The sequence below is a fragment of the Pedobacter sp. genome (genome assembly GCF_046462515.1).
GTDB lineage: Bacteria > Bacteroidota > Bacteroidia > Sphingobacteriales > Sphingobacteriaceae > Pedobacter.
In genome coordinates this window covers 13,796-33,152 of record NZ_JBKGVD010000005.1, presented here as the reverse complement: position 1 = coordinate 33,152, position 19,357 = coordinate 13,796, and the positions used below count along the sequence as shown (strand labels likewise).

Annotated in this window: 24 protein-coding genes; 6 read left to right on the top strand and 18 right to left on the bottom strand. The window is 36.1% G+C overall.

What is annotated here, in order from left to right; translation table 11 throughout:
• Window positions 1-5: 5 nt before the first annotated feature.
• Window positions 6-2,225, bottom strand: coding sequence for an NADP-dependent isocitrate dehydrogenase (locus tag ACLHG9_RS05125; RefSeq protein ID WP_410220430.1), 2,220 nt, complete (start codon window positions 2,223-2,225; stop codon window positions 6-8).
• A 291-nt stretch (window positions 2,226-2,516) separates the two neighbouring features.
• Here ACLHG9_RS05125 and ACLHG9_RS05120 point away from each other — a divergent pair, with 291 nt between their 5' ends.
• From ACLHG9_RS05120 to ACLHG9_RS05105, 4 genes are read left to right on the top strand one after another with little or no spacing between them, the layout of a single operon-like run.
• Window positions 2,517-4,064: a helicase HerA-like domain-containing protein gene (locus tag ACLHG9_RS05120; protein ID WP_410220429.1), complete on the top strand. Its 1,548-nt coding sequence runs from the start codon at window positions 2,517-2,519 to the stop codon at window positions 4,062-4,064.
• Between the two features lie 51 nt (window positions 4,065-4,115).
• Entirely contained in the window at window positions 4,116-5,015 is a 900-nt protein-coding gene (locus ACLHG9_RS05115) for an NDP-sugar synthase (RefSeq protein ID WP_410220428.1), read from the top strand.
• Window positions 5,006-6,076, top strand: a complete 1,071-nt coding sequence (locus tag ACLHG9_RS05110) for a phosphotransferase enzyme family protein (RefSeq protein ID WP_410220427.1) — start codon at window positions 5,006-5,008, stop codon at window positions 6,074-6,076. Before ACLHG9_RS05115 ends, ACLHG9_RS05110 begins: the two co-directional genes overlap by 10 nt.
• A 7-nt stretch (window positions 6,077-6,083) precedes the next feature.
• On the top strand, window positions 6,084-6,779 hold the full coding sequence (locus ACLHG9_RS05105; RefSeq protein ID WP_410220426.1) for a TMEM175 family protein: 696 nt from the start codon (window positions 6,084-6,086) through the stop codon (window positions 6,777-6,779).
• An 81-nt stretch (window positions 6,780-6,860) separates the two neighbouring features.
• Here ACLHG9_RS05105 and dnaK read toward each other — a convergent pair whose 3' ends face one another.
• Window positions 6,861-8,774 (bottom strand): molecular chaperone DnaK, encoded by a 1,914-nt coding sequence (gene dnaK, locus ACLHG9_RS05100; RefSeq protein WP_410220425.1) that lies wholly within the window; start codon window positions 8,772-8,774, stop codon window positions 6,861-6,863.
• A 243-nt stretch (window positions 8,775-9,017) separates the two neighbouring features.
• Here dnaK and ACLHG9_RS05095 point away from each other — a divergent pair, with 243 nt between their 5' ends.
• Both ACLHG9_RS05095 and ACLHG9_RS05090 read left to right on the top strand, forming a co-directional pair.
• Window positions 9,018-9,380: a murein L,D-transpeptidase catalytic domain-containing protein gene (locus ACLHG9_RS05095; protein ID WP_410220424.1), complete on the top strand. Its 363-nt coding sequence runs from the start codon at window positions 9,018-9,020 to the stop codon at window positions 9,378-9,380.
• Window positions 9,335-9,544 (top strand): murein L,D-transpeptidase catalytic domain-containing protein, encoded by a 210-nt coding sequence (locus ACLHG9_RS05090; RefSeq protein WP_410220423.1) that lies wholly within the window; start codon window positions 9,335-9,337, stop codon window positions 9,542-9,544. Before ACLHG9_RS05095 ends, ACLHG9_RS05090 begins: the two co-directional genes overlap by 46 nt.
• Here the strand turns inward: ACLHG9_RS05090 and ACLHG9_RS05085 are convergent.
• The 16 genes from ACLHG9_RS05085 to rpsH form a co-directional block, all read right to left on the bottom strand.
• Window positions 9,541-10,743, bottom strand: coding sequence for a class I SAM-dependent methyltransferase (locus ACLHG9_RS05085; RefSeq protein WP_410220422.1), 1,203 nt, complete (start codon window positions 10,741-10,743; stop codon window positions 9,541-9,543). The two genes, ACLHG9_RS05090 and ACLHG9_RS05085, sit on opposite strands and share 4 nt — an antisense overlap.
• 81 nt (window positions 10,744-10,824) lie before the next feature.
• Window positions 10,825-11,352, bottom strand: coding sequence for a 50S ribosomal protein L17 (gene rplQ / locus ACLHG9_RS05080; RefSeq protein ID WP_410220421.1), 528 nt, complete (start codon window positions 11,350-11,352; stop codon window positions 10,825-10,827).
• A gap of 126 nt (window positions 11,353-11,478) precedes the next feature.
• Window positions 11,479-12,471 (bottom strand): DNA-directed RNA polymerase subunit alpha, encoded by a 993-nt coding sequence (locus ACLHG9_RS05075; protein WP_410220420.1) that lies wholly within the window; start codon window positions 12,469-12,471, stop codon window positions 11,479-11,481.
• Between the two features lie 77 nt (window positions 12,472-12,548).
• Complete coding sequence (gene rpsD / locus ACLHG9_RS05070) at window positions 12,549-13,157, bottom strand: 30S ribosomal protein S4 (protein ID WP_410220419.1); 609 nt, start codon at window positions 13,155-13,157, stop codon at window positions 12,549-12,551.
• A gap of 67 nt (window positions 13,158-13,224) precedes the next feature.
• Entirely contained in the window at window positions 13,225-13,614 is a 390-nt protein-coding gene (rpsK, locus tag ACLHG9_RS05065; protein WP_243360598.1) for a 30S ribosomal protein S11, read from the bottom strand.
• 75 nt (window positions 13,615-13,689) lie between these two features.
• A complete protein-coding gene (rpsM, locus tag ACLHG9_RS05060; protein WP_243360595.1) occupies window positions 13,690-14,067 on the bottom strand; it encodes a 30S ribosomal protein S13 in 378 nt (125 codons plus the stop codon).
• A gap of 75 nt (window positions 14,068-14,142) precedes the next feature.
• A complete protein-coding gene (rpmJ, locus tag ACLHG9_RS05055; protein ID WP_107214554.1) occupies window positions 14,143-14,259 on the bottom strand; it encodes a 50S ribosomal protein L36 in 117 nt (38 codons plus the stop codon).
• A gap of 1 nt (window position 14,260) precedes the next feature.
• A complete protein-coding gene (gene infA, locus ACLHG9_RS05050) occupies window positions 14,261-14,479 on the bottom strand; it encodes a translation initiation factor IF-1 (RefSeq protein ID WP_079643278.1) in 219 nt (72 codons plus the stop codon).
• A 71-nt stretch (window positions 14,480-14,550) separates the two neighbouring features.
• Window positions 14,551-15,336, bottom strand: a complete 786-nt coding sequence (gene map / locus ACLHG9_RS05045; RefSeq protein WP_410220418.1) for a type I methionyl aminopeptidase — start codon at window positions 15,334-15,336, stop codon at window positions 14,551-14,553.
• 7 nt (window positions 15,337-15,343) lie between these two features.
• Window positions 15,344-16,684 (bottom strand): preprotein translocase subunit SecY, encoded by a 1,341-nt coding sequence (gene secY, locus ACLHG9_RS05040; RefSeq protein WP_410220417.1) that lies wholly within the window; start codon window positions 16,682-16,684, stop codon window positions 15,344-15,346.
• An 8-nt stretch (window positions 16,685-16,692) separates the two neighbouring features.
• A complete protein-coding gene (rplO, locus tag ACLHG9_RS05035) occupies window positions 16,693-17,139 on the bottom strand; it encodes a 50S ribosomal protein L15 (RefSeq protein WP_410220416.1) in 447 nt (148 codons plus the stop codon).
• 103 nt (window positions 17,140-17,242) lie between these two features.
• Window positions 17,243-17,422, bottom strand: coding sequence for a 50S ribosomal protein L30 (rpmD, locus tag ACLHG9_RS05030; RefSeq protein WP_243360588.1), 180 nt, complete (start codon window positions 17,420-17,422; stop codon window positions 17,243-17,245).
• A 4-nt stretch (window positions 17,423-17,426) separates the two neighbouring features.
• Window positions 17,427-17,945 (bottom strand): 30S ribosomal protein S5, encoded by a 519-nt coding sequence (rpsE, locus tag ACLHG9_RS05025; protein WP_410220415.1) that lies wholly within the window; start codon window positions 17,943-17,945, stop codon window positions 17,427-17,429.
• Window positions 17,946-17,962: 17 nt separating this feature from the next.
• On the bottom strand, window positions 17,963-18,316 hold the full coding sequence (gene rplR / locus ACLHG9_RS05020) for a 50S ribosomal protein L18 (protein ID WP_243360584.1): 354 nt from the start codon (window positions 18,314-18,316) through the stop codon (window positions 17,963-17,965).
• A gap of 5 nt (window positions 18,317-18,321) precedes the next feature.
• A complete protein-coding gene (rplF, locus tag ACLHG9_RS05015) occupies window positions 18,322-18,879 on the bottom strand; it encodes a 50S ribosomal protein L6 (RefSeq protein WP_410220414.1) in 558 nt (185 codons plus the stop codon).
• An 18-nt stretch (window positions 18,880-18,897) separates the two neighbouring features.
• Window positions 18,898-19,299, bottom strand: coding sequence for a 30S ribosomal protein S8 (gene rpsH / locus ACLHG9_RS05010; protein WP_243361176.1), 402 nt, complete (start codon window positions 19,297-19,299; stop codon window positions 18,898-18,900).
• Window positions 19,300-19,357: the final 58 nt, after the last annotated feature.

Genomic DNA, 19,357 nt, shown 5'->3' with positions numbered 1-19,357 from the left:
TTCTATTAGAAATTAGCTAAAGCATTATTCAAGGTTTTGCTTGGCCGCATTGCTTGGCTAGCCAAGGCATTATTAGGATTATAATAACCTCCAATATCTTGTGGTCTTCCTTGTGCACCTATTAATTCATCATTAATTTTAGCTTCATTTGCACCGAGAGAATTAGCTAAAGTTGAGAATTTATCTGCTAATTCCTGATCTTTAGTTTGCGCAGCTAAAGCTTCTGCCCAATATAAAGCCAAATAATAATGAGAACCACGGTTATCAATCTGTCCTACTTTACGTGCCGGAGATTTATCGTTAGCCAGGAATTTTTCAGTAGCTACATCTAAGGCTTCGGCCAATACCTGAGCTTTAGGATTATTTTGCGTTTGTGCTAAATGTTCTAACGATGCTCCTAAAGCCAAGAACTCGCCCAATGAATCCCAACGCAAATAGCCTTCCTGCAAGAATTGCTCAATATGTTTAGGTGCAGACCCCCCTGCTCCGGTTTCAAACAATCCGCCACCATTCATTAAAGGAACAATAGATAACATTTTCGCCGAAGTGCCTAATTCTAAAATAGGGAATAAATCTGTTAAGTAATCACGCAACACATTACCGGTAACAGAAATAGTATCTTCACCTTTTCTGATTCTTTCTAATGAAAATTTACAAGCTTCTATTGGTGAAAGAATACGAATATCTAAATCTTTAGTATCAAAATCAGGCAAATATTTATTAACTTTTTTAATGATCTCTCTGTCATGCGCTCTATTTTCGTCTAACCAGAACACAGCTGGAGTATTTGATAAACGAGCTCTGTTAACAGCCAGTTTTACCCAGTCTTGAATTGGGGCATCTTTGGTCTGGCACATACGGAAAATATCTCCTGCCTCAACAAGTTGCTCCATTAATACATTTCCATTAGCATCTGTTACACGGATAACGCCATTGGTAACTGCCTGGAAAGTTTTATCATGTGACCCATATTCTTCAGCCTTTTGCGCCATTAAACCAACATTAGGCACAGAGCCCATTGTACGTGGATCTAAAGCTCCGTTAGCTTTGCAATCATCAATTACCGCAGTATAAACACCCGCATAACAACGGTCTGGTATAATAGCAATGGTATCTTGTTGTTTACCTTCCGCATTCCACATTTGACCCGAGGTACGGATCATAGCGGGCATAGATGCATCTACAATCACATCAGAAGGAACGTGTAAATTGGTAATTCCTTTATCAGAGTTTACCATAGCCAAAGCTGGTCCATTTGCAATTGCTGCTTCAATAGCCGATTTTACCTCAGCTTCTTGCGGTGTGCCTGCAATTTTCGCATAAACCTCGCCTAAGCCATTATTTTTATTAATCCCTAAAGATTTAAATAACTCTCCATATTTCGCAAAGACATCCGCAAAGTATACCTCTACAATAGCCCCGAAAATAATTGGGTCCGAAACTTTCATCATGGTAGCTTTAAGGTGAGCTGATAATAAAACACCCTCTGCTTTAGCTTCTTCTTTGGTTTTAGCAACAAAAGCCTTTAAGGCTGCCAAATTCATTACAGAAGAATCAATCACTTCTCCTGCCTCAAGATTTGCCAAACCTTTAAGTTCGGTAACTGTACCATTTGCTGCAACAAATTCTATTTTAAATTGGGTAGCGTTTTCAATAGTCAGAGATTTTTCTGAGCCGTAAAAATCACCTTTATCCATAGAAGCTACTTTTGTTTTTGATTGCGCAGACCAAGCTCCCATTGAATGTGGATTTGCTTTTGCATAATTCTTAACCGCTTTGGGCGCCCTACGATCTGAATTTCCTTCACGTAAAACCGGGTTAACAGCCGAACCTAAAACTTTCGCATATTTTGCTTTGATTGCTTTTTCTTCCTCGGTCTGAGCTTCATCCGGATAAGCCGGCAAGGCAAAACCCTGCGTCTGCAACTCGGCAATTGCAGCTTTTAACTGAGGTATTGAAGCCGAAATATTAGGAAGTTTAATAATATTAGCTTCTGGAGTAGTGGCTAAATTACCAAGCTCTGTTAAAGCATCTCCAATTTTCTGACTGTTATTTAAAAACTCAGGAAAGTTAGCTAAAATTCTCCCGGCCAGAGAAATATCCCTAAGTTCCACCTCTATACCGGCCGACGCTGTAAAAGCCTGTATAATAGGTAATAAAGAATAGGTAGCCAGCATTGGAGCTTCGTCTGTTTTAGTATAGAAAATTTTTGATGAATTTGACATTTCTTATTTATGATATTAAACATTAAAGAATTAGCGCTAAACTTTTAGCAGCTCATATTAAAACTCGCTAAAGATAAAATAAAGCAATTAAATTTAGGGCATATTCGTATCATAATTACAGTAAAATTAATCCAATCCTAATGCAACCTAAACACTAAATGTTTTTTTTGGCACAAAGCTTGTCAACTTATGGGAGTAAAAAAAAAATTGCCGAAATACTTAAAAAATTAACCGTTTAATAGCTCATTTACCACATTTCTTTACTAACTTAAACCCTGAAAATTTTAGCTTATGAGTAGCAACAAAGAAAATTTTACCCAAAAAATAAAAGCTTCTTATGCACCTTCCGGTGAGTTCATTTACCTAGGCGCAGGTATCCTTGACGGTGAAGTAATTGCCGAGGCAGAAATTAACCTACCCCTGCGCATGATGAACCGCCATGGATTAGTTGCCGGAGCAACCGGAACCGGAAAGACCCGTACTTTACAACTTTTAGCAGAGCAACTCTCTGATGCAGGCGTACCTGTTTTTATGTTGGATGTGAAAGGAGATTTATCGGGCTTAAATCAGGAAGGCTCTTCTAATCCTAAGCTTGAAGATCGTGCTACACAATTGAACAAACCTTTTACACCTAGCAGTTATCCCGTTGAGCTCTACTCTCTAAGTGGCAAACTTGGCGCACAGATGCGGGCAACGGTAACAGAGTTTGGCCCAATCTTATTGGCTAAAATTCTCGAGTTAAATGATACGCAAACAGGTGTGTTGGCTGTTATTTTCAAATATGCAGACGACAATCAAATGCCTGTTGTTGATTTAGGCGACCTTAAAAAACTACTTTCATATTTATCTGAAGGTGATGGAGCTGCCGAAATAAAAGCCAGTTATGGTTCTATATCGCCTGCTACGGCCAGTACGATTTTACGCAAAATCGTAGCGATTGAACAACAGGGACTGGGCACTATGTTTGGCGAGAAGTCTTTTGATATAGATGATTTATTTAATAAGGTTGATGGCAAAGGGCTGATCAGTCTGTTAAACATATCAGATGTTCAGAACCAGCCTGTTCTCTACTCAACTTTTTTATTAAGTCTTTTAGCTGAAATCTTCCAGTCGATGCCTGAAGTAGGCGATCTGGACAAACCTAAACTGGTATTTTTCTTTGATGAAGCTCATTTGTTATTTAACGGTGCTTCAAAAGCATTTTTAGATCAAGTAAACACTATTATCCGATTGATCAGATCTAAAGGTATTGGTGTATTTTTCTGCACCCAATCACCTATCGATGTTCCTGAAAGTGTTCTAGCTCAACTCGGTAATCGTGTACAGCATGCTTTACGTGCCTTTACACCAAATGATGTTGATGCGCTTAAAAAAACCGTTAATACCTATCCACATTCAGAATTCTATCAAATAGATAAAGTATTAACTTCTTTGGGTACAGGTCAGGCATTAATTACGGTATTGAACGAAAAAGGTGCACCTACCGAGGTTTCTGCGACTATGCTGGCTTCACCTAAATCTATAATGGGTCCTATGACAAATGCAGATTGTGAAAAGCTTTTCACAGCCAGCCCACTTTATAAAAAATATCAGGAAAAAATAGATCCGGTAAGTGCTTTTGAAATTTTAACAGATAAAATCAATCAAAAACAAGCAGAAGAAAATCAAATCAAAGCCCAACAAGAAGAGGCAAAACGTGAAGAACAGGAAAACAAACGTAAACCGGGCGAAAAAACATTTATCGAACAAGTCATGAATTCTACAATGACACGTCAGATAGGGCGTGAAATTGTGAGAGGAATATTTGGTATGCTTACCGGTAAAAAACCAAGAGGCTAGTTATCTTTATAAATAAACTAATTAACGAATTTTAAATTATTATATCTTTTAATGAAACCCACCTTATTAATTTTAGCTGCAGGAATGGCCAGCAGGTATGGCAGCATGAAACAAATTGATGGCTTTGGCCCTAACAATGAAACCATTATAGATTATTCTATTTACGATGCCATCAAAGCGGGCTTTGGTAAAGTTATATTCATTATTAAAGAAGAATTTGCAGATAGCTTTAAAGAACGTTTTAATGTTAAACTTAACGGGAAAATAGAAGTTGATTATGTTTTCCAGAACTTTGATCTGAAGCAATTCGGTATTAATGAAGAAATCTATAGAGAAAAACCATGGGGAACAGCCCATGCTATACTTTCAGCAAGAAATGTAATCAAAGAGCCTTTTTGTGTAATTAATGCAGATGATTTTTATGGTTATGATTCATTTAAGAAAATGATGACTTTCTTAACCACAGAAGCAAACGATGAAAATTATGCTATAATTGGTTATCAGTTAGGTAAAACCCTATCTGAATACGGATCAGTATCGAGAGGCGTATGTGAGGTAGACCAGGCCCAAAACCTGACCAATATTACAGAACGTACAAAGATTTACAAAAAAGATGATGCAATCGTTTTTGAAGAAAATGAAACCGAAACCCCTCTTTCTTTTGACACACCTGTATCTATGAATTTCTGGGGTTTTACACCTGCCGTTTTTAAAACAACAGAAGAGCTGTTTAAAACCTTTGCCGTCGAAAACAAAGACAGACCTAAGGCTGAATTTTTTATTCCTTTAATCGGTGAAAACCTTATCAAAACCAATGTAGCCAAATTTAAAGTAATCCCAACCAGTAGCCAGTGGTTTGGTGTTACTTATAAAGAAGACAAACCTTTGGTACAGGAAAGTATCAATAAACTAATTAGTAATGGCGAATACCCTACCAGTTTATGGAGTTAGAAATTGCTGAAAATATTTTAAAAGAATACGGATTTTCTACAGCTGATGTACAAATCCATCAAATAGGTTCTGGACACATCAACAGAACCTATTTACTTAGTACCCCTGATCAAAAATATATCCTTCAGCATATCAATACTGAAGTTTTTAAACAACCCGAAGCCATAGCGCACAATATCAGTATCGTTGCCCGATATCTACATAGGCATTATCCCGAATATCTTTTCCCTTCTTCTATAAAAACAACAAAAGGTGGGGAAATGGTTCAATATGAAAATGAATACTGGCGTTTAATGCCTTATGTACCTCAAACTGTAGCTTTAGATACATTAAGTGACCCTAAACAGGCTTACGAAGCAGCAAAGCAATTTGGCAAGCTAAGCAGGTTACTTAATCATTTTGATAGCAGCCAGCTTCAGCTTACCATACCTGGGTTTCATGATCTCGAATTAAGATATGCACAGTTCACGCAGGCTTTGGACCTTGCTTCCACCTCTTTGAAACAAAGCTGTGAGGATGAAATTGAACAAGCTGTTGGTCATCATTATATTTTAGATTATTTCAAGTCATATCAGAACAATCCCGATTTTCAAGACAGGGTTATGCATCACGATACCAAGATCAGCAATGTTTTACTTGATGCACAAACATTTAATGGTGTATGCGTAATAGATCTGGATACATTGATGCCGGGTAAATTTATTTCTGACTTGGGAGATATGATGCGGACTTACCTGTGTGCCTTTTCTGAGAATGAAACAGATCTCGATAAGATTAATATCAGACTACCTTATTTCTCTGCTATGATAGAAGGCTATTTATCAGAAATGAAGAATATTTTAACACCTGTAGAGAAAGAGCTAATCTTATTTAGCGGTAAATACATTATCTATATGCAGGCGATTAGATTTTTAACTGATTATTTAAACGGAAGCATTTACTATCCGGTAAAATATGTTACGCAAAACTTAGACAGGGCAAAAAATCAATTCAGGCTTTTATACGAGTTAAACATTAACGAAAAAGAATTACAAGATATTATAGAGAGTTATTTAATATAGATACAAAATGTCGCAAGCCGGTAACGAATTAAAAAAGGAATTCCAGATCGAAAGAATGATCTTATTCACAGATGCTGTTTTTGCCATCGCCATTACCCTTTTAATTATAGAGATTAAATCACCCGAGGTCCATAAAGGTATGACAACCGCCCAAATGGCAGATCAATTATTGATGCTGACCCCTAAATTTATTGGGTTTTTCATCAGCTTTTTTGTCATTGCCATCTATTGGCGTTCTCATCATCGCCTTTTTTCTTTTGTAAAAGATTACGATGATAAACTAATCTGGCAAAATTTTGCTTTTCTATTTTCAATTATCTTAATGCCATTTAGCTCTGCATATTACAGCGATAATACAAGTTATAGCTTACCTTTTTGGTTTTATTCGTTCAATATAGCTTTAACGGGCCTTTTAAATTACCGAATGCTGGCTTATATCATTAAACACAAAGGAAGAATTTCGAATGGGTTTGATGACATTAAGGCTCGACAATTGGCTCGTTCAAGAACCCTCATTGTACCTGTAATTTTTCTTTTAGGTGCTCTTATTGATATGATATTACCTAGAGAGAATGGATTAAATATGTTGAGCAGGTTCACTCCGGCCCTGATATGGCCGGCAATTTTTATGTTGAACCGTTACTTTGGCAAAGCAAACCATTTAGAATACCATGAAAAACCTAAAGCAAGGCACAGAAAATAGAAAAAGATTATAATCAACTAAATAAAATAAAAAAGCCCCAGTGGATATCATTGGGGCTTTTTTTATAAGAAACAGTTATGATTACTTCTTATCATCATCTTTAACTTCTTCAAAATCTACGTCAGTTACACTATCACCGCCTCCTTGTTGAGGTTCTGCTTGCGAAGCATCACCCTGAGGTTGCTGAGCATCTTGTCCTGCTTTGTACATTTCTTCAGAAGCTGCATTCCATGCGTTTTGTAATTCAGTTTGGGCAGCTTCGATATCTGCAAAATTACGGGCAGCATGCGCATCTTTTAATTTTTTCAAACCTTCTTCAATCGGCGCTTTTTTATCGGCAGATAATTTATCTCCAAACTCTTTCAATTGTTTTTCAGTAGAGAAAATCAATGCATCAGCACTGTTTATTTTATCTGCTTCTTCTTTAGCTTTAGCATCTGCTTCTGCATTTGCCTCAGCTTCTTGCTTCATTTTTTGAATTTCGGCATCAGTTAAACCGGAAGAAGCTTCGATACGGATTTTTTGTTCTTTGCCAGTAGCTTTATCTTTTGCACTTACATGTAAAATACCGTTAGCATCGATATCAAAAGCCACTTCAATTTGAGGCACACCACGAGGTGCTGGTGGAATACCATCTAACATGAAACGTCCAATTGTACGGTTTTGAGCTGCCATCGGACGCTCACCTTGTAAAATATGGATCTCTACAGAAGGTTGGTTATCAGCCGCAGTAGAGAAAGTTTCTGTTTTTTTAGTTGGGATAGTTGTATTAGCCTCAATTAATTTAGTCATTACACCACCCATAGTTTCAATACCTAATGAAAGTGGGGTAACATCTAACAATAACACATCTTTAACATCTCCTGTTAATACGCCACCCTGGATAGCTGCACCAATAGCAACAACCTCATCAGGGTTTACACCTTTAGAAGGTTCTTTTCCAAAGAAATTTTTAACCGCTTCTTGTATAGCAGGAATACGGGTAGAACCACCTACTAAAATGATTTCGTCAATATCACCAACTGATAAGCCTGCATTTTTCAATGCTGATTTACAAGGTTCTATAGTACGTTTAACTAAATCAGATACCAATTGCTCAAATTTAGCTCTGCTTAAAGTTCTAACCAAGTGTTTTGGACCGCTGGCATCAGCAGTGATGTAAGGCAAATTAATTTCTGTAGAGGTTGTGCTTGAAAGCTCAATTTTAGCTTTTTCAGCAGCTTCTTTTAAACGTTGTAACGCCATAGGATCTTTATGTAAATCCATGCCGTTCTCGTTTTTAAATTCTTCTGCCAACCACTCGATAATTACATGGTCAAAGTCGTCACCACCTAAGTGGGTATCACCATCAGTTGATTTCACTTCGAAAACGCCATCGCCTAATTCCAATACAGATACGTCATGTGTACCACCGCCGCAATCAAACACTACAATTTTCATGTCCTTGTGGGCTTTATCTAAGCCGTAAGCCAAAGCTGCTGCTGTAGGTTCATTAATGATACGCTTTACTTGTAAACCTGCAATCTCTCCAGCCTCTTTAGTAGCCTGACGTTGTGCATCATTAAAATATGCAGGAACGGTAATTACAGCCTCTGTTACTTCCTGACCTAAGAAATCTTCAGCGGTTTTCTTCATTTTCTGTAAAATCATTGCCGAAATTTCCTGAGGCGTATATTTACGATCATCAATTTCAACACGAGGAGTATTATTATCTCCTTTTACAACTTTATAAGGAACACGAGAAATTTCTTTCTCAACTTCAGCATAGCTGCTGCCCATAAATCGCTTGATAGAATATATAGTTTTAGTTGGGTTTGTAATTGCCTGGCGTTTTGCAGGCTCCCCAACTTTACGTTCGCCATTTTCTGCAAAAGCAACAATAGATGGCGTTGTACGTTTACCTTCTGCATTAGCAATAACAACAGGCTCGTTACCCTCCATTACTGCAACACAAGAGTTTGTTGTACCTAAGTCAATACCAATTATTTTTCCCATATGATTTTTAATATTTTTTACTTTTTATTGATTGTTACACAAGTTTAACAAGCAATGTGCCAATTGGGTTTTGGCAGATTTTCGGTCAAAAACCCTGTTAAAATGTAAAATTTGACTTATTAACAAATGACAGCTTGGCAGAGATTAAGAGAGCGGTAGAAACTATAGCTGGTGTAAAAATAAAAAAACAATTAATTACCTTTAAAAGTGATGAATCTTAAATTACTGTTACTTTTCTTGAATATGTGGGCATCTCTAACGATTATTAAAAGCGAAAAGCTTCAAGAAGCCTATATCTTTTGCAAGAAAAACCAATTAGATACAGCCATTTGCATCATGGTAGATATGAGCATTCCCTCGGGGAAGAACAGATTATTTGTTTACGACTTTAAACAAAAGAAGGTTATCATTTCGGGCTTATGCGCACATGGAGTTGGCGGTGGTAGTACTGCTACAAAACCAGTTTTTAGTAACGAAGTAGGTAGTAATTGCACGTCTTTAGGGAAGTATAAGGTAAATAACAGATCTTATAGTAACTGGGTATTAACATTCACTATAAAATGTATGGTTTGGAAAAAACGAATAGTAATGCTTTTAAACGAATAATTGTACTGCATTCTTACACTCCGGTTCCAAACTATGAAATCTATCCACAAACTTTATTCGGTCAAAGCGCAGGTTGTCCGGTCATATCGGATGATACCATGTCCAAAATAGACAAACTACTTATTAGAAAAAGAAAAGCCGTCCTACTTTGGATATATAACTAAAGCCCCAGTAAACGTTCTAAATGATGATAACCTATACCAAAATAAGCCTTTGTTGCTTTAATCTTTTGCAAGGTCTCATCTTTAGTTTTGACATCTTGGTTTTTATTCTTAATTCCTACTACCAATACATTTTTAGGCGTATGCACGTCTGATACAAACTCAAAAACCTTTGTTCTATAACCAAAGTATTCGAGAATTAAAGCACGTAAACCATCAGTAACCATTTCAGACTGCCTTTCCAAAAATATACCATGCTTAGTTAGAAAGTTTAACTCATTTTTTGCCTTACCCTTTTCCATTTCTCTACGTATTTGCCTGTGGCAGCAAGGGGCAACTACAATCAGATCGGCACTGGCTTTTATCCCTTTATAAATAGCATCATCAGTAGCCGTATCGCAAGCATGCAGAGCAATCAGTAAATTTATATCAGAACTATGATAGCTTTCAATAGTCCCCTGTACAAAAGAAAGTTGGTTAAAGCCCGCATTAATAGCAATATCATTACATAAATCAACCATATCCTTTCTAAACTCTACTCCAGTTACCTTAGTCTTTTGTTGATGTTTCAATAAATAATCATATAATGCAAAGGTTAAATAACCTTTCCCTGAGCCCATATCTACTACGTTTTTAATTGCTCCGATTGGTAATTCCTTAATCAAGGTACTTAATATCTCAATGTACTGATTAATCTGTCTATACTTGTCTTGCGCATTTTTAAAAACACTACCCTCCTTGTCTGTAAGTCCTAAAGCTTGTAAGTAGCTGCTTTTTCTTTCAATAATCCGCTTCTTTTCTTTATCATGTGATAAGCAAGAAGTAAGAGCTCTGTCTAGAACCTTATTTCTAATCTTAAAAAGATACTTGTTATTGTATTCACCTATGATTTCTTCCTGTAAAGTAAATATGGTAGCTATTCTGAAACCATTTTGCAAATAATCGGCTATTAAATGTACACTTTCATTCAGGTCATAATTCTTAACGATATCTTTTGTTTTATAACGATAAGTAAAAGACAGTTTCTCCGTTTTCTTAATTAAAACTGGTTTAACATAGATATTTTTAAGATTATCTTCTGTGCCTTTATAATTCCCTAATGATAATTTAACAAAATGCTTATTAGCCAAAGCTTGCGCAAGCTGTTCTATAAATGATATTAAATTAGAATCGTTTACCATATTAACTACAAAATTGGTCATTCACTTTTTTAAAAGCAAAAGCCCCTTAGTAAAACTAAAGGGCTTTGTTGTATAAAAATTTTTCTACTAATATTTGAAAAACTATTTTGCTTCTTCCTCAGTAGAGTCAGCTGCAGGAGCTTCTTCAACAACAGGAGTTTCTTCAACTTTTGCTTCGGCAACAGGGGCGTCAGCTTTTTTTGCTGAAGATTTACTTCTACCTCTACGTGTAGTTTTCTTCTCTTCTACTGAAACATTTTTACCGTAAACTTCGTTATAATCAACAAGTTCGATTAAGGCCATCTCAGCGTTATCACCTAAACGATTGTTTAACTTGATGATACGGGTATAACCACCTGGGCGGTTAGCTACTTTAGCTGCTACGTCACGGAACAATTCTGTTACGACCTCTTTATCTTGTAAGTAAGCAAAAACTGTACGGCGTGAGTGAGTAGTATCGTTTTTAGATTTTGTAATAATCGGCTCTACATAAACACGTAAAGCTTTAGCTTTAGCTAATGTAGTAGTAATTCTTTTGTGTTTAATTAACGAAGAAGCCATGTTTGCTAACATCGCTTTTCTGTGCGATGCAGTTCTGCCTAAATGGTTAACTTTTTTTCCGTGTCTCATTTTTTAATTTTTAAAGTGCATACCGTCTCTTTGAACTTAATCTGAGGGAATTATGCACAGTGAATATTTAATTTATTCTTTTTGGTTATTGAACTTCGAACTTATCGACTTTCAACTTCCGACTAATTACTCTTCGTCTAACTTATACTTAGAAAGGTTCATTCCAAACGATAATTGTTTAGATTTTACCAATTCCTGAATTTCAGTTAAAGATTTCTTACCAAAGTTTCTGAATTTTAACATATCAGCAACATCATAAGAAACAAGATCAGCTAAAGTACGGATATCAGCTGCTTTTAAGCAGTTTAATGCGCGCACAGAAAGATCTAGATCAACTAATTCTGTTTTCAGGATTTTACGCATATGTAAGATTTCCTCATCAACTTCTTTAGTTTCTTCTTTAGCCTGAGATTCTAACACTAAATTCTCATCAGAAAATAGCATAAAGTGTTGGATCAAAATTTTAGCTGCCTCTTTTAAAGCTTCTTCAGGATGAATAGAACCGTCTGTAGAAATATCTAAAATTAATTTCTCGTAGTCCGTTTTTTGTTCAACACGATAGTTTTCAATCGTATATTTAACGTTCTTCATTGGTGTGAAGATCGAATCGATAGCGATTACACCAACTACAGAATCATTAACTTTATTTTCTTCTGCAGGAACATAACCACGTCCTTTATTGATAGTTAATTCTACCTCTAAAGTAACTGATTTTTCCATATTGCAAATCACTAATTCAGGATTTAAAACCTCAAAATTATTTGAGAATTTAGTGATATCACCGGCCAAAAACTGCTCCTGACCATTAATCACGATAAACACTTTTTCTGAATCACCTGATTCACCTACTTTTTTAAAACGAACTTGTTTTAAGTTAAGGATAATCTCCGTTAAATCTTCAACTACACCTTTGATTGTAGAAAACTCATGTGAAACGCCTGAAAAACGAATGCTTGTAATAGCAAAACCTTCTAATGAAGAAAGTAAAATTCTTCTTAGGGCATTACCAATTGTTACACCGAAACCGGGCTCTAAAGGACGAAATTCAAATTGACCATCGAAATCAGTTGATTTCTGCATGATTACCTTATCTGGTTTCTGAAATGCTAAAATTGCCATTTATAATGTTTTTAGATCGTTTATTAATGTTGTGTAACTAAAAAAGTTAAAGCCTTTACAGGCTTTAACCAATATGATTACTTAGAGTACAACTCTACTATAAGGTTTTCCTTAATGTTTTCTGGTATCTCATCACGGTTAGGATAATTTAAAAATTTACCGCTTAACTCGCTAGCGTTCCACTCTAACCAAGAGTGTTTGTTGATTGCTTTACCAGCTACTGAGTTTGTAATTGCTTCTAATGATTTAGATTTTTCACGAACTGCAATCACATCTCCAGATTTTAATTGATATGATGGGATGTTTACAACTTCACCGTTAACTGTAATGTGCTTATGGCTAACTAACTGACGAGCACCAGAACGGCTAGGTGCAATACCTAATCTGTAAACAGTGTTGTCTAAACGTGCTTCCAATAATTTCAACAAGTTATCACCTGTGATACCTTGACGAGCTGAAGCTCTTGTAAATAAGTTACGGAACTGTTTTTCTAATACCCCATAAGTGTATTTTACTTTCTGTTTTTCCTGTAACTGAATAGCATATTCAGATTGTTTTCCTCTTCTTTTAGAGGCACCATGTTGGCCTGGAGGATAATTTTTTCTTTCTAATACTTTGTCAGGGCCAAAAATAGGCTCTCTGAATTTACGGGCGATTTTGGACTTTGGTCCGGTATATCTTGCCATTTGTTGTTGATTTTAAAGTATCAACCCGACCGCATCGGGCGACTCTTAGCTTTAAAAAATTAATTGATTAAACTCTTCTCTTTTTAGGAGGACGACATCCGTTGTGAGGAAGTGGGGTAATATCTTTAATAGATGTTACTTCTAATCCTGCAACTTGTAAAGTTCTGATAGCAGACTCACGACCTGAACCAGGACCTTTTACAAATACTTCAACTTTACGTAAACCTAAATCATAAGCTACTTTACCACAATCCTGAGCAGCTTGTCCGGCAGCATAAGGTGTATTCTTTTTAGAACCTTTAAAACCCATTTTACCTGCAGAAGACCATGAAATGGTTTGCCCATTGTTATTAGTTAAAGTAACAATGATGTTGTTGAACGTAGCATTAATATGTGCCTGACCAACAGGTTCAATATTAACAATACGTTTTTTTGTAACTTTTTTACTCTTAGCCATTTTGTTTTAACGATTTATGACTTACGAACTTGAACTAACTCAGTAATCCGCTACCGTAAATCTGTAATCTAATGATTATTTAGATGCTTTTTTCTTGTTAGCAACTGTTTTTCTCTTTCCTTTACGTGTACGAGAGTTGTTTTTAGTACGCTGACCACGAGAAGGCAAACCTTTTCTGTGACGTAAACCTCTGTAACAGCCAATATCCATTAAACGTTTAATGTTTAATTGTACTTCTGAACGTAAAGCACCTTCAACTTTGATAGTGTCATTAATGATAGTACGGATAGCGGCCAACTCATCATCAGACCATTCCTGTACTTTTTTATCAAGGCTGATACCTGCCTGAGTTAATATACTTTGAGCAGTTGATCTACCTATACCATAAATATAGGTTAATCCAATCTCGCCTCTTTTGTTTCTTGGTAAATCAATACCTGAAATCCTTGCCATATTTATAAATTGTTTTTAAATGAACGACCGAACGGCGGGCCACCGTTGTACGGAATTTCGTTCCAAATGTTTTAATTATCCCTGACGTTGCTTGTATTTAGGGTTTTTCTTGTTAATTACGTAAAGTTTTCCTTTACGACGAATAACCTTGCAATCAGCGCTACGTTTTTTAATTGATGACCTAACTTTCATTTTATTTGTATCTATAAGTGATTCTTCCCTTCGTTAAATCGTAAGGAGACATCTCTAATTTAACTTTATCACCAGGTAAAATTTTGATGTAGTGCATTCTCATTTTACCCGAAATGTGCGCAATAATTTCATGCCCATTTTCAAGTTCTACCCTGAACATGGCATTAGATAATGCTTCTTTTATTACTCCGTCTTGTTCAATTGAGGCTTGTTTAGCCATATAATCTTGATTTTTACTTAATTAGCTTCTACACAACAAGGCTGCAAAATTAAGTAAAAATTTTTATTTTTTTACTTTTTTTCTTTTAAAACTTCTTCAATCAGAGAAAAAGTTGATAAAACATCTGCCTTGCCTTTTTTTACTGCCACTGTATGCTCAAAATGAGCAGAGGGGCGGTTATCTTTAGAGGTTACAGTCCAACCATCAGACCAAAATTTAACTGCTGCAGTACCGGCATTGATCATTGGCTCAATGGCAATCACCATTCCTTCTTCCAATTTAATCCCACTACCTCTGCGGCCATAATTTGGCACTTCCGGTTTTTCGTGCAGTTTTACTCCCACACCATGCCCTACTAATTCTCTTACTACACCAAAACCATGTTGTTCCGCATGATATTGCACAGCAAATCCTATATCTCCAATTCGCATACCAACCACAGCTTTCTCAATGGCTAATGCCAAACACTCTTGTGTTACTTTACATAACTTTTGCTTTTCTTCATTAATTTCTCCGATTGCAAAAGTGTACGCAGAATCACCGTAATAATTATTTTTAATTACTCCACAATCAACAGATATCAGATCTCCCTCTTTAATTACATAATCATTTGGAAAACCATGTACTACCTGCTCATTAGGTGAAATACATAAAGAGTTGGGAAAACCACCATAATTTAAGAAAGCTGGCACGGCGCCATGATCTTGTATGAACTCATATGCCAGCTTATCTAATGATAATGTTGTTATTCCTGGTTTAATTACTTTAGCTACTTCTGCCAAAGTTTTTGAAACCAGAAGCGAACTTTCTCTAATTAATTCAATCTCTTCCTGAGACTTGTAATGAATTTTAGACATTCTTGATTTATAATGCAGCGCCTGTGGTTCCGGTAGCGGCAGGGATTCCTGCGCGACCAGTTACACGACCTGTTTTCATTAAACCATCATAGTGGCGCATTAACAGATAACTTTCTATTTGCTGTAAAGTATCTAAAACAACACCTACTAAAATCAATAACGAAGTCCCTCCAAAGAAATGTGCAAACTCTTGCTGAACACCTACTTTAATAGCTAAAGAAGGTAATATTGCAATAATTGCAAGGAATAATGCTCCTGGGAAAGTAATTTTAGAAATTACCTCATCAATGAAATTCGAAGTGGCCAACCCTGGTTTAATACCTGGAATAAAGCCTCCATTTTTCTTCATATCATCAGACATTTGCATTGGGTTAACTGTTATAGCAGTATAAAAAAATGTAAATGCTATAATTAAAAATGCGAATGTTAAATTATATGTCAATGAAGTAATATCTACATATTGGTGTAACCAACTATCTTGTAGCTTAGGAAATACACCTATTAATGCACTTGGAACAAACATTAAAGCTTGAGCAAAAATAATCGGCATTACACCAGCAGCATTCACTTTTAAAGGAATATATTGCCTTACGCCACCAACTTGTCTGTTACCTACTACCCTTTTTGCATATTGTACAGGAACTTTACGCACACCCTGAACAATCAAAATAGTAAACATAATTACAGCATATAATGCTACAATCTCCAATACTAATCTGATCAGACCTCCATCATTACCGGCAAACACAGAGTTAACCTCTTGTTGAATTGCCAATGGTAAACGGGCAATAATACCCACCATAATAATTAATGATGTTCCATTTCCTATACCCTTATCTGTAATTTTCTCACCTAACCACATTACAAATAATGTTCCTGCGGTTAATACAAAAGCAGATATGATATAAAAAGTAGCGTGATCTATAACGATTGCGTTTTGCGGAACCTGTGTTTTTACATAACCAATTGCCTGAACAATTGTAATAGCTACTGTTAAATAACGTGTATACTGTGTTAATTTCTTTCTACCACTCTCACCTTCTTTTTGCATTTTTTGAAAAGAAGGAACTGCAATACCCAACAACTGAACCACGATAGATGCAGAAATATAAGGCATAACACCCAATGCTACAATTGATGCTTTTGAAAATGCACCACCTGCAAACATATCTAACAGGCCTAAAAGACCAGATTTTTCAGTATGTGCTAATTGATTTGGATCTACCCCTGGTAGTACTACCTGACAAACCACACGATAGATGATAAGAATCGAAAGCGTAAATAAAATACGCTTCTTCAACTCTTCTATTTTCCAAATATTACTTAAAGTAGTAAATAGCTTCTTCATTTAATTTATTACAGTTTTACGATTGAGCCTCCGGCAGCTTCAATAGCTTTTTGTGCACTTGCAGAAAAAGCATGAGCCGTTACATTTAATTTTGCTTTAACTTCACCTCGACCTAAGATTTTCACTAAATCGTTTTTAGAAGCTAAACCATGCTGTTGCAATGTAGCAAAATCAATTGTATTTAAGCTAAATTTTTCTGCTAAACCTTGTAATACATCTAAATTGATACCAACGTATTCAACACGGTTAATAGGTTTAAAACCAACTTTAGGTACACGACGTTGTAAAGGCATTTGACCACCCTCAAAACCTACTTTTGTAGTTGTACCAGAACGTGAGCCAGCACCTTTATGTCCACGGGTTGAAGTGCCACCACGACCAGAACCTTGACCACGACCTATTCTTTTGTTAGTTTTAACAGAACCTTTTGCAGGTTTTAAATTACTTAAGTTCATTTTCAAAAAATTGTGTTGTCCCTTCGCTCTCACTAATCAGGAAACAACGTTAAACAAATAAAAATCTGTTTACCTTAAAGAAGGTAAACAGATCTTATAATAATTAAATAGATTCAATAGCTACTAAGTGATTAACTTTTCTTACCATCCCAATAATGGCAGCATTAGCCTCAACCTCTACACTTTGGTTTAATTTAGTTAAACCTAAAGCTTTCATGGTTCTTTTTTGGCGTTCGCTTCTATCGATCACGCTTTTTATTTGGGTAATTTTAATTTTAGCCATGATATTATCCGTTAAAAACTTTGTTTAAATCCACACCACGGTTTTGAGCTACTGTATAAGCATCACGCATTTTAGTTAATGCATCAACAGTTGCTTTTACCACGTTATGTGGGTTTGATGAACCTTTTGATTTTGCCAATACGTTATGGATACCGGCACTCTCTAATACGGCACGCATGGCACCACCGGCAATTACTCCGGTACCTACTGCTGCTGGTTTTACTAAAACAAAACCTCCAGAGAACTTACCGATTTGCTCATGAGGCACGGTACCATTTAAAATTGGAACTTTTACTAAGTTCTTTTTGGCATCATCCACGCCTTTAGCAATTGCTTCGGTAACCTCTTTAGCTTTGCCTAAACCATAACCTACAACGCCGTTCTCATCTCCTACAACTACGATAGCTGAAAAGCTGAAAGTACGACCTCCTTTGGTTACTTTAGCAACACGCTGTATGCTAACTAAACGATCTTTTAACTCAATTTCGCTAGTTTTTACTCTTTTTATATTGATAGTTGACATTATCTCTTATTTAATGATTAAAACACTAGACCACCTTCGCGGGCACCTTCTGCCAACGATTTAACACGTCCATGGTACAAGTAACCATTTCTGTCGAAAACAACTTCTTTAACACCAGCAGCAATTGCTTTCTCAGCAACTAACTTACCTACTGCTACAGATTGTTCGATTTTGGTTCCTTTAGCACTGAAATCTTTAGATAAAGATGATGCCGAAGCTATTGTGTTACCAGTTTCATCGTTAATAATTTGAGCATAAATACCTTTATTGCTTCTATAAACTGATAAACGTGGACGGTTTTCAGAACCAGTAAGTCTTTTTCTGATACCTTTTTTAATACGCTCTCTGCGCGATAATTTTTTTCCTGCCATTTTAATTATTTTTTAGAAGCTGATTTACCTGCTTTTCTTCTTAACACTTCACCAACAAACTTGATACCTTTACCTTTGTAAGGTTCTGGTGCACGTAACGAACGGATTTTTGCTGCTACCTGACCTAATAATTGTTTGTCGATACCCTCTAACACGATTTTAGGCGTTTGACCTTTTTCAGATGTTGTAGTTACTTTGATTTCTTGAGGTAACTGGAACACATAATGGTGAGAATAACCTAATACTAAATCTAAGGTTTGACCTTGATTTGAAGCACGGTAACCAACACCTACTAATTCTTGTTCGATTTTGTAACCACTGGTTACACCAACAACCATGTTATTGATTAAAGAACGATAAAGACCATGTAGGGCTTTGTGTCTTTTCTGATCTGATGGACGAACTACTGTTAAAACACCTTCTTCTTGAGAAATAGTGATATCGCCTTCTAAAACTTGGCTTAACTCTCCTTTAGGACCTTTTACTGTAACTACGTTATCTTTTGATAAAGTAACTGTAACACCTGCAGGTACGTTAATTGGGTTTTTTCCTATTCTTGACATTGTACTGATCTCCTTTAATTAATAAACGTGACACAATACCTCACCGCCAATGTTTAATTTGGCTGCTTCTTTATCAGTCATTACACCTTTAGAAGTAGATAAGATTGCGATACCTAAACCATTTAATACTCTCGGCATATTTTCTACCCCAGCATATTGTCTTAAACCTGGTTTACTGATACGGGTTAAAGTACGGATTGCTGGAACTTTAGTGATAGCGTTATATTTTAACGCAATTTTAATTACACCTTGAGCTGTAGTGTCTTCAAACTTGTAGTTTGCAATGTAACCTTTGTCAAAAAGAACCTTAGTGATTTCTTTTTTAAGGTTAGAAGCGGGAACTTCTACGATTCTGTGATTTGCTTTAATAGCATTTCTCAATCTTGTAAGATAGTCCGCTATTGGATCTGTATTCATTATAATTGAGTTGTGATAGTGGTATCCGTACGCGTCACCCGACTTCTGGACCTGCTATCGG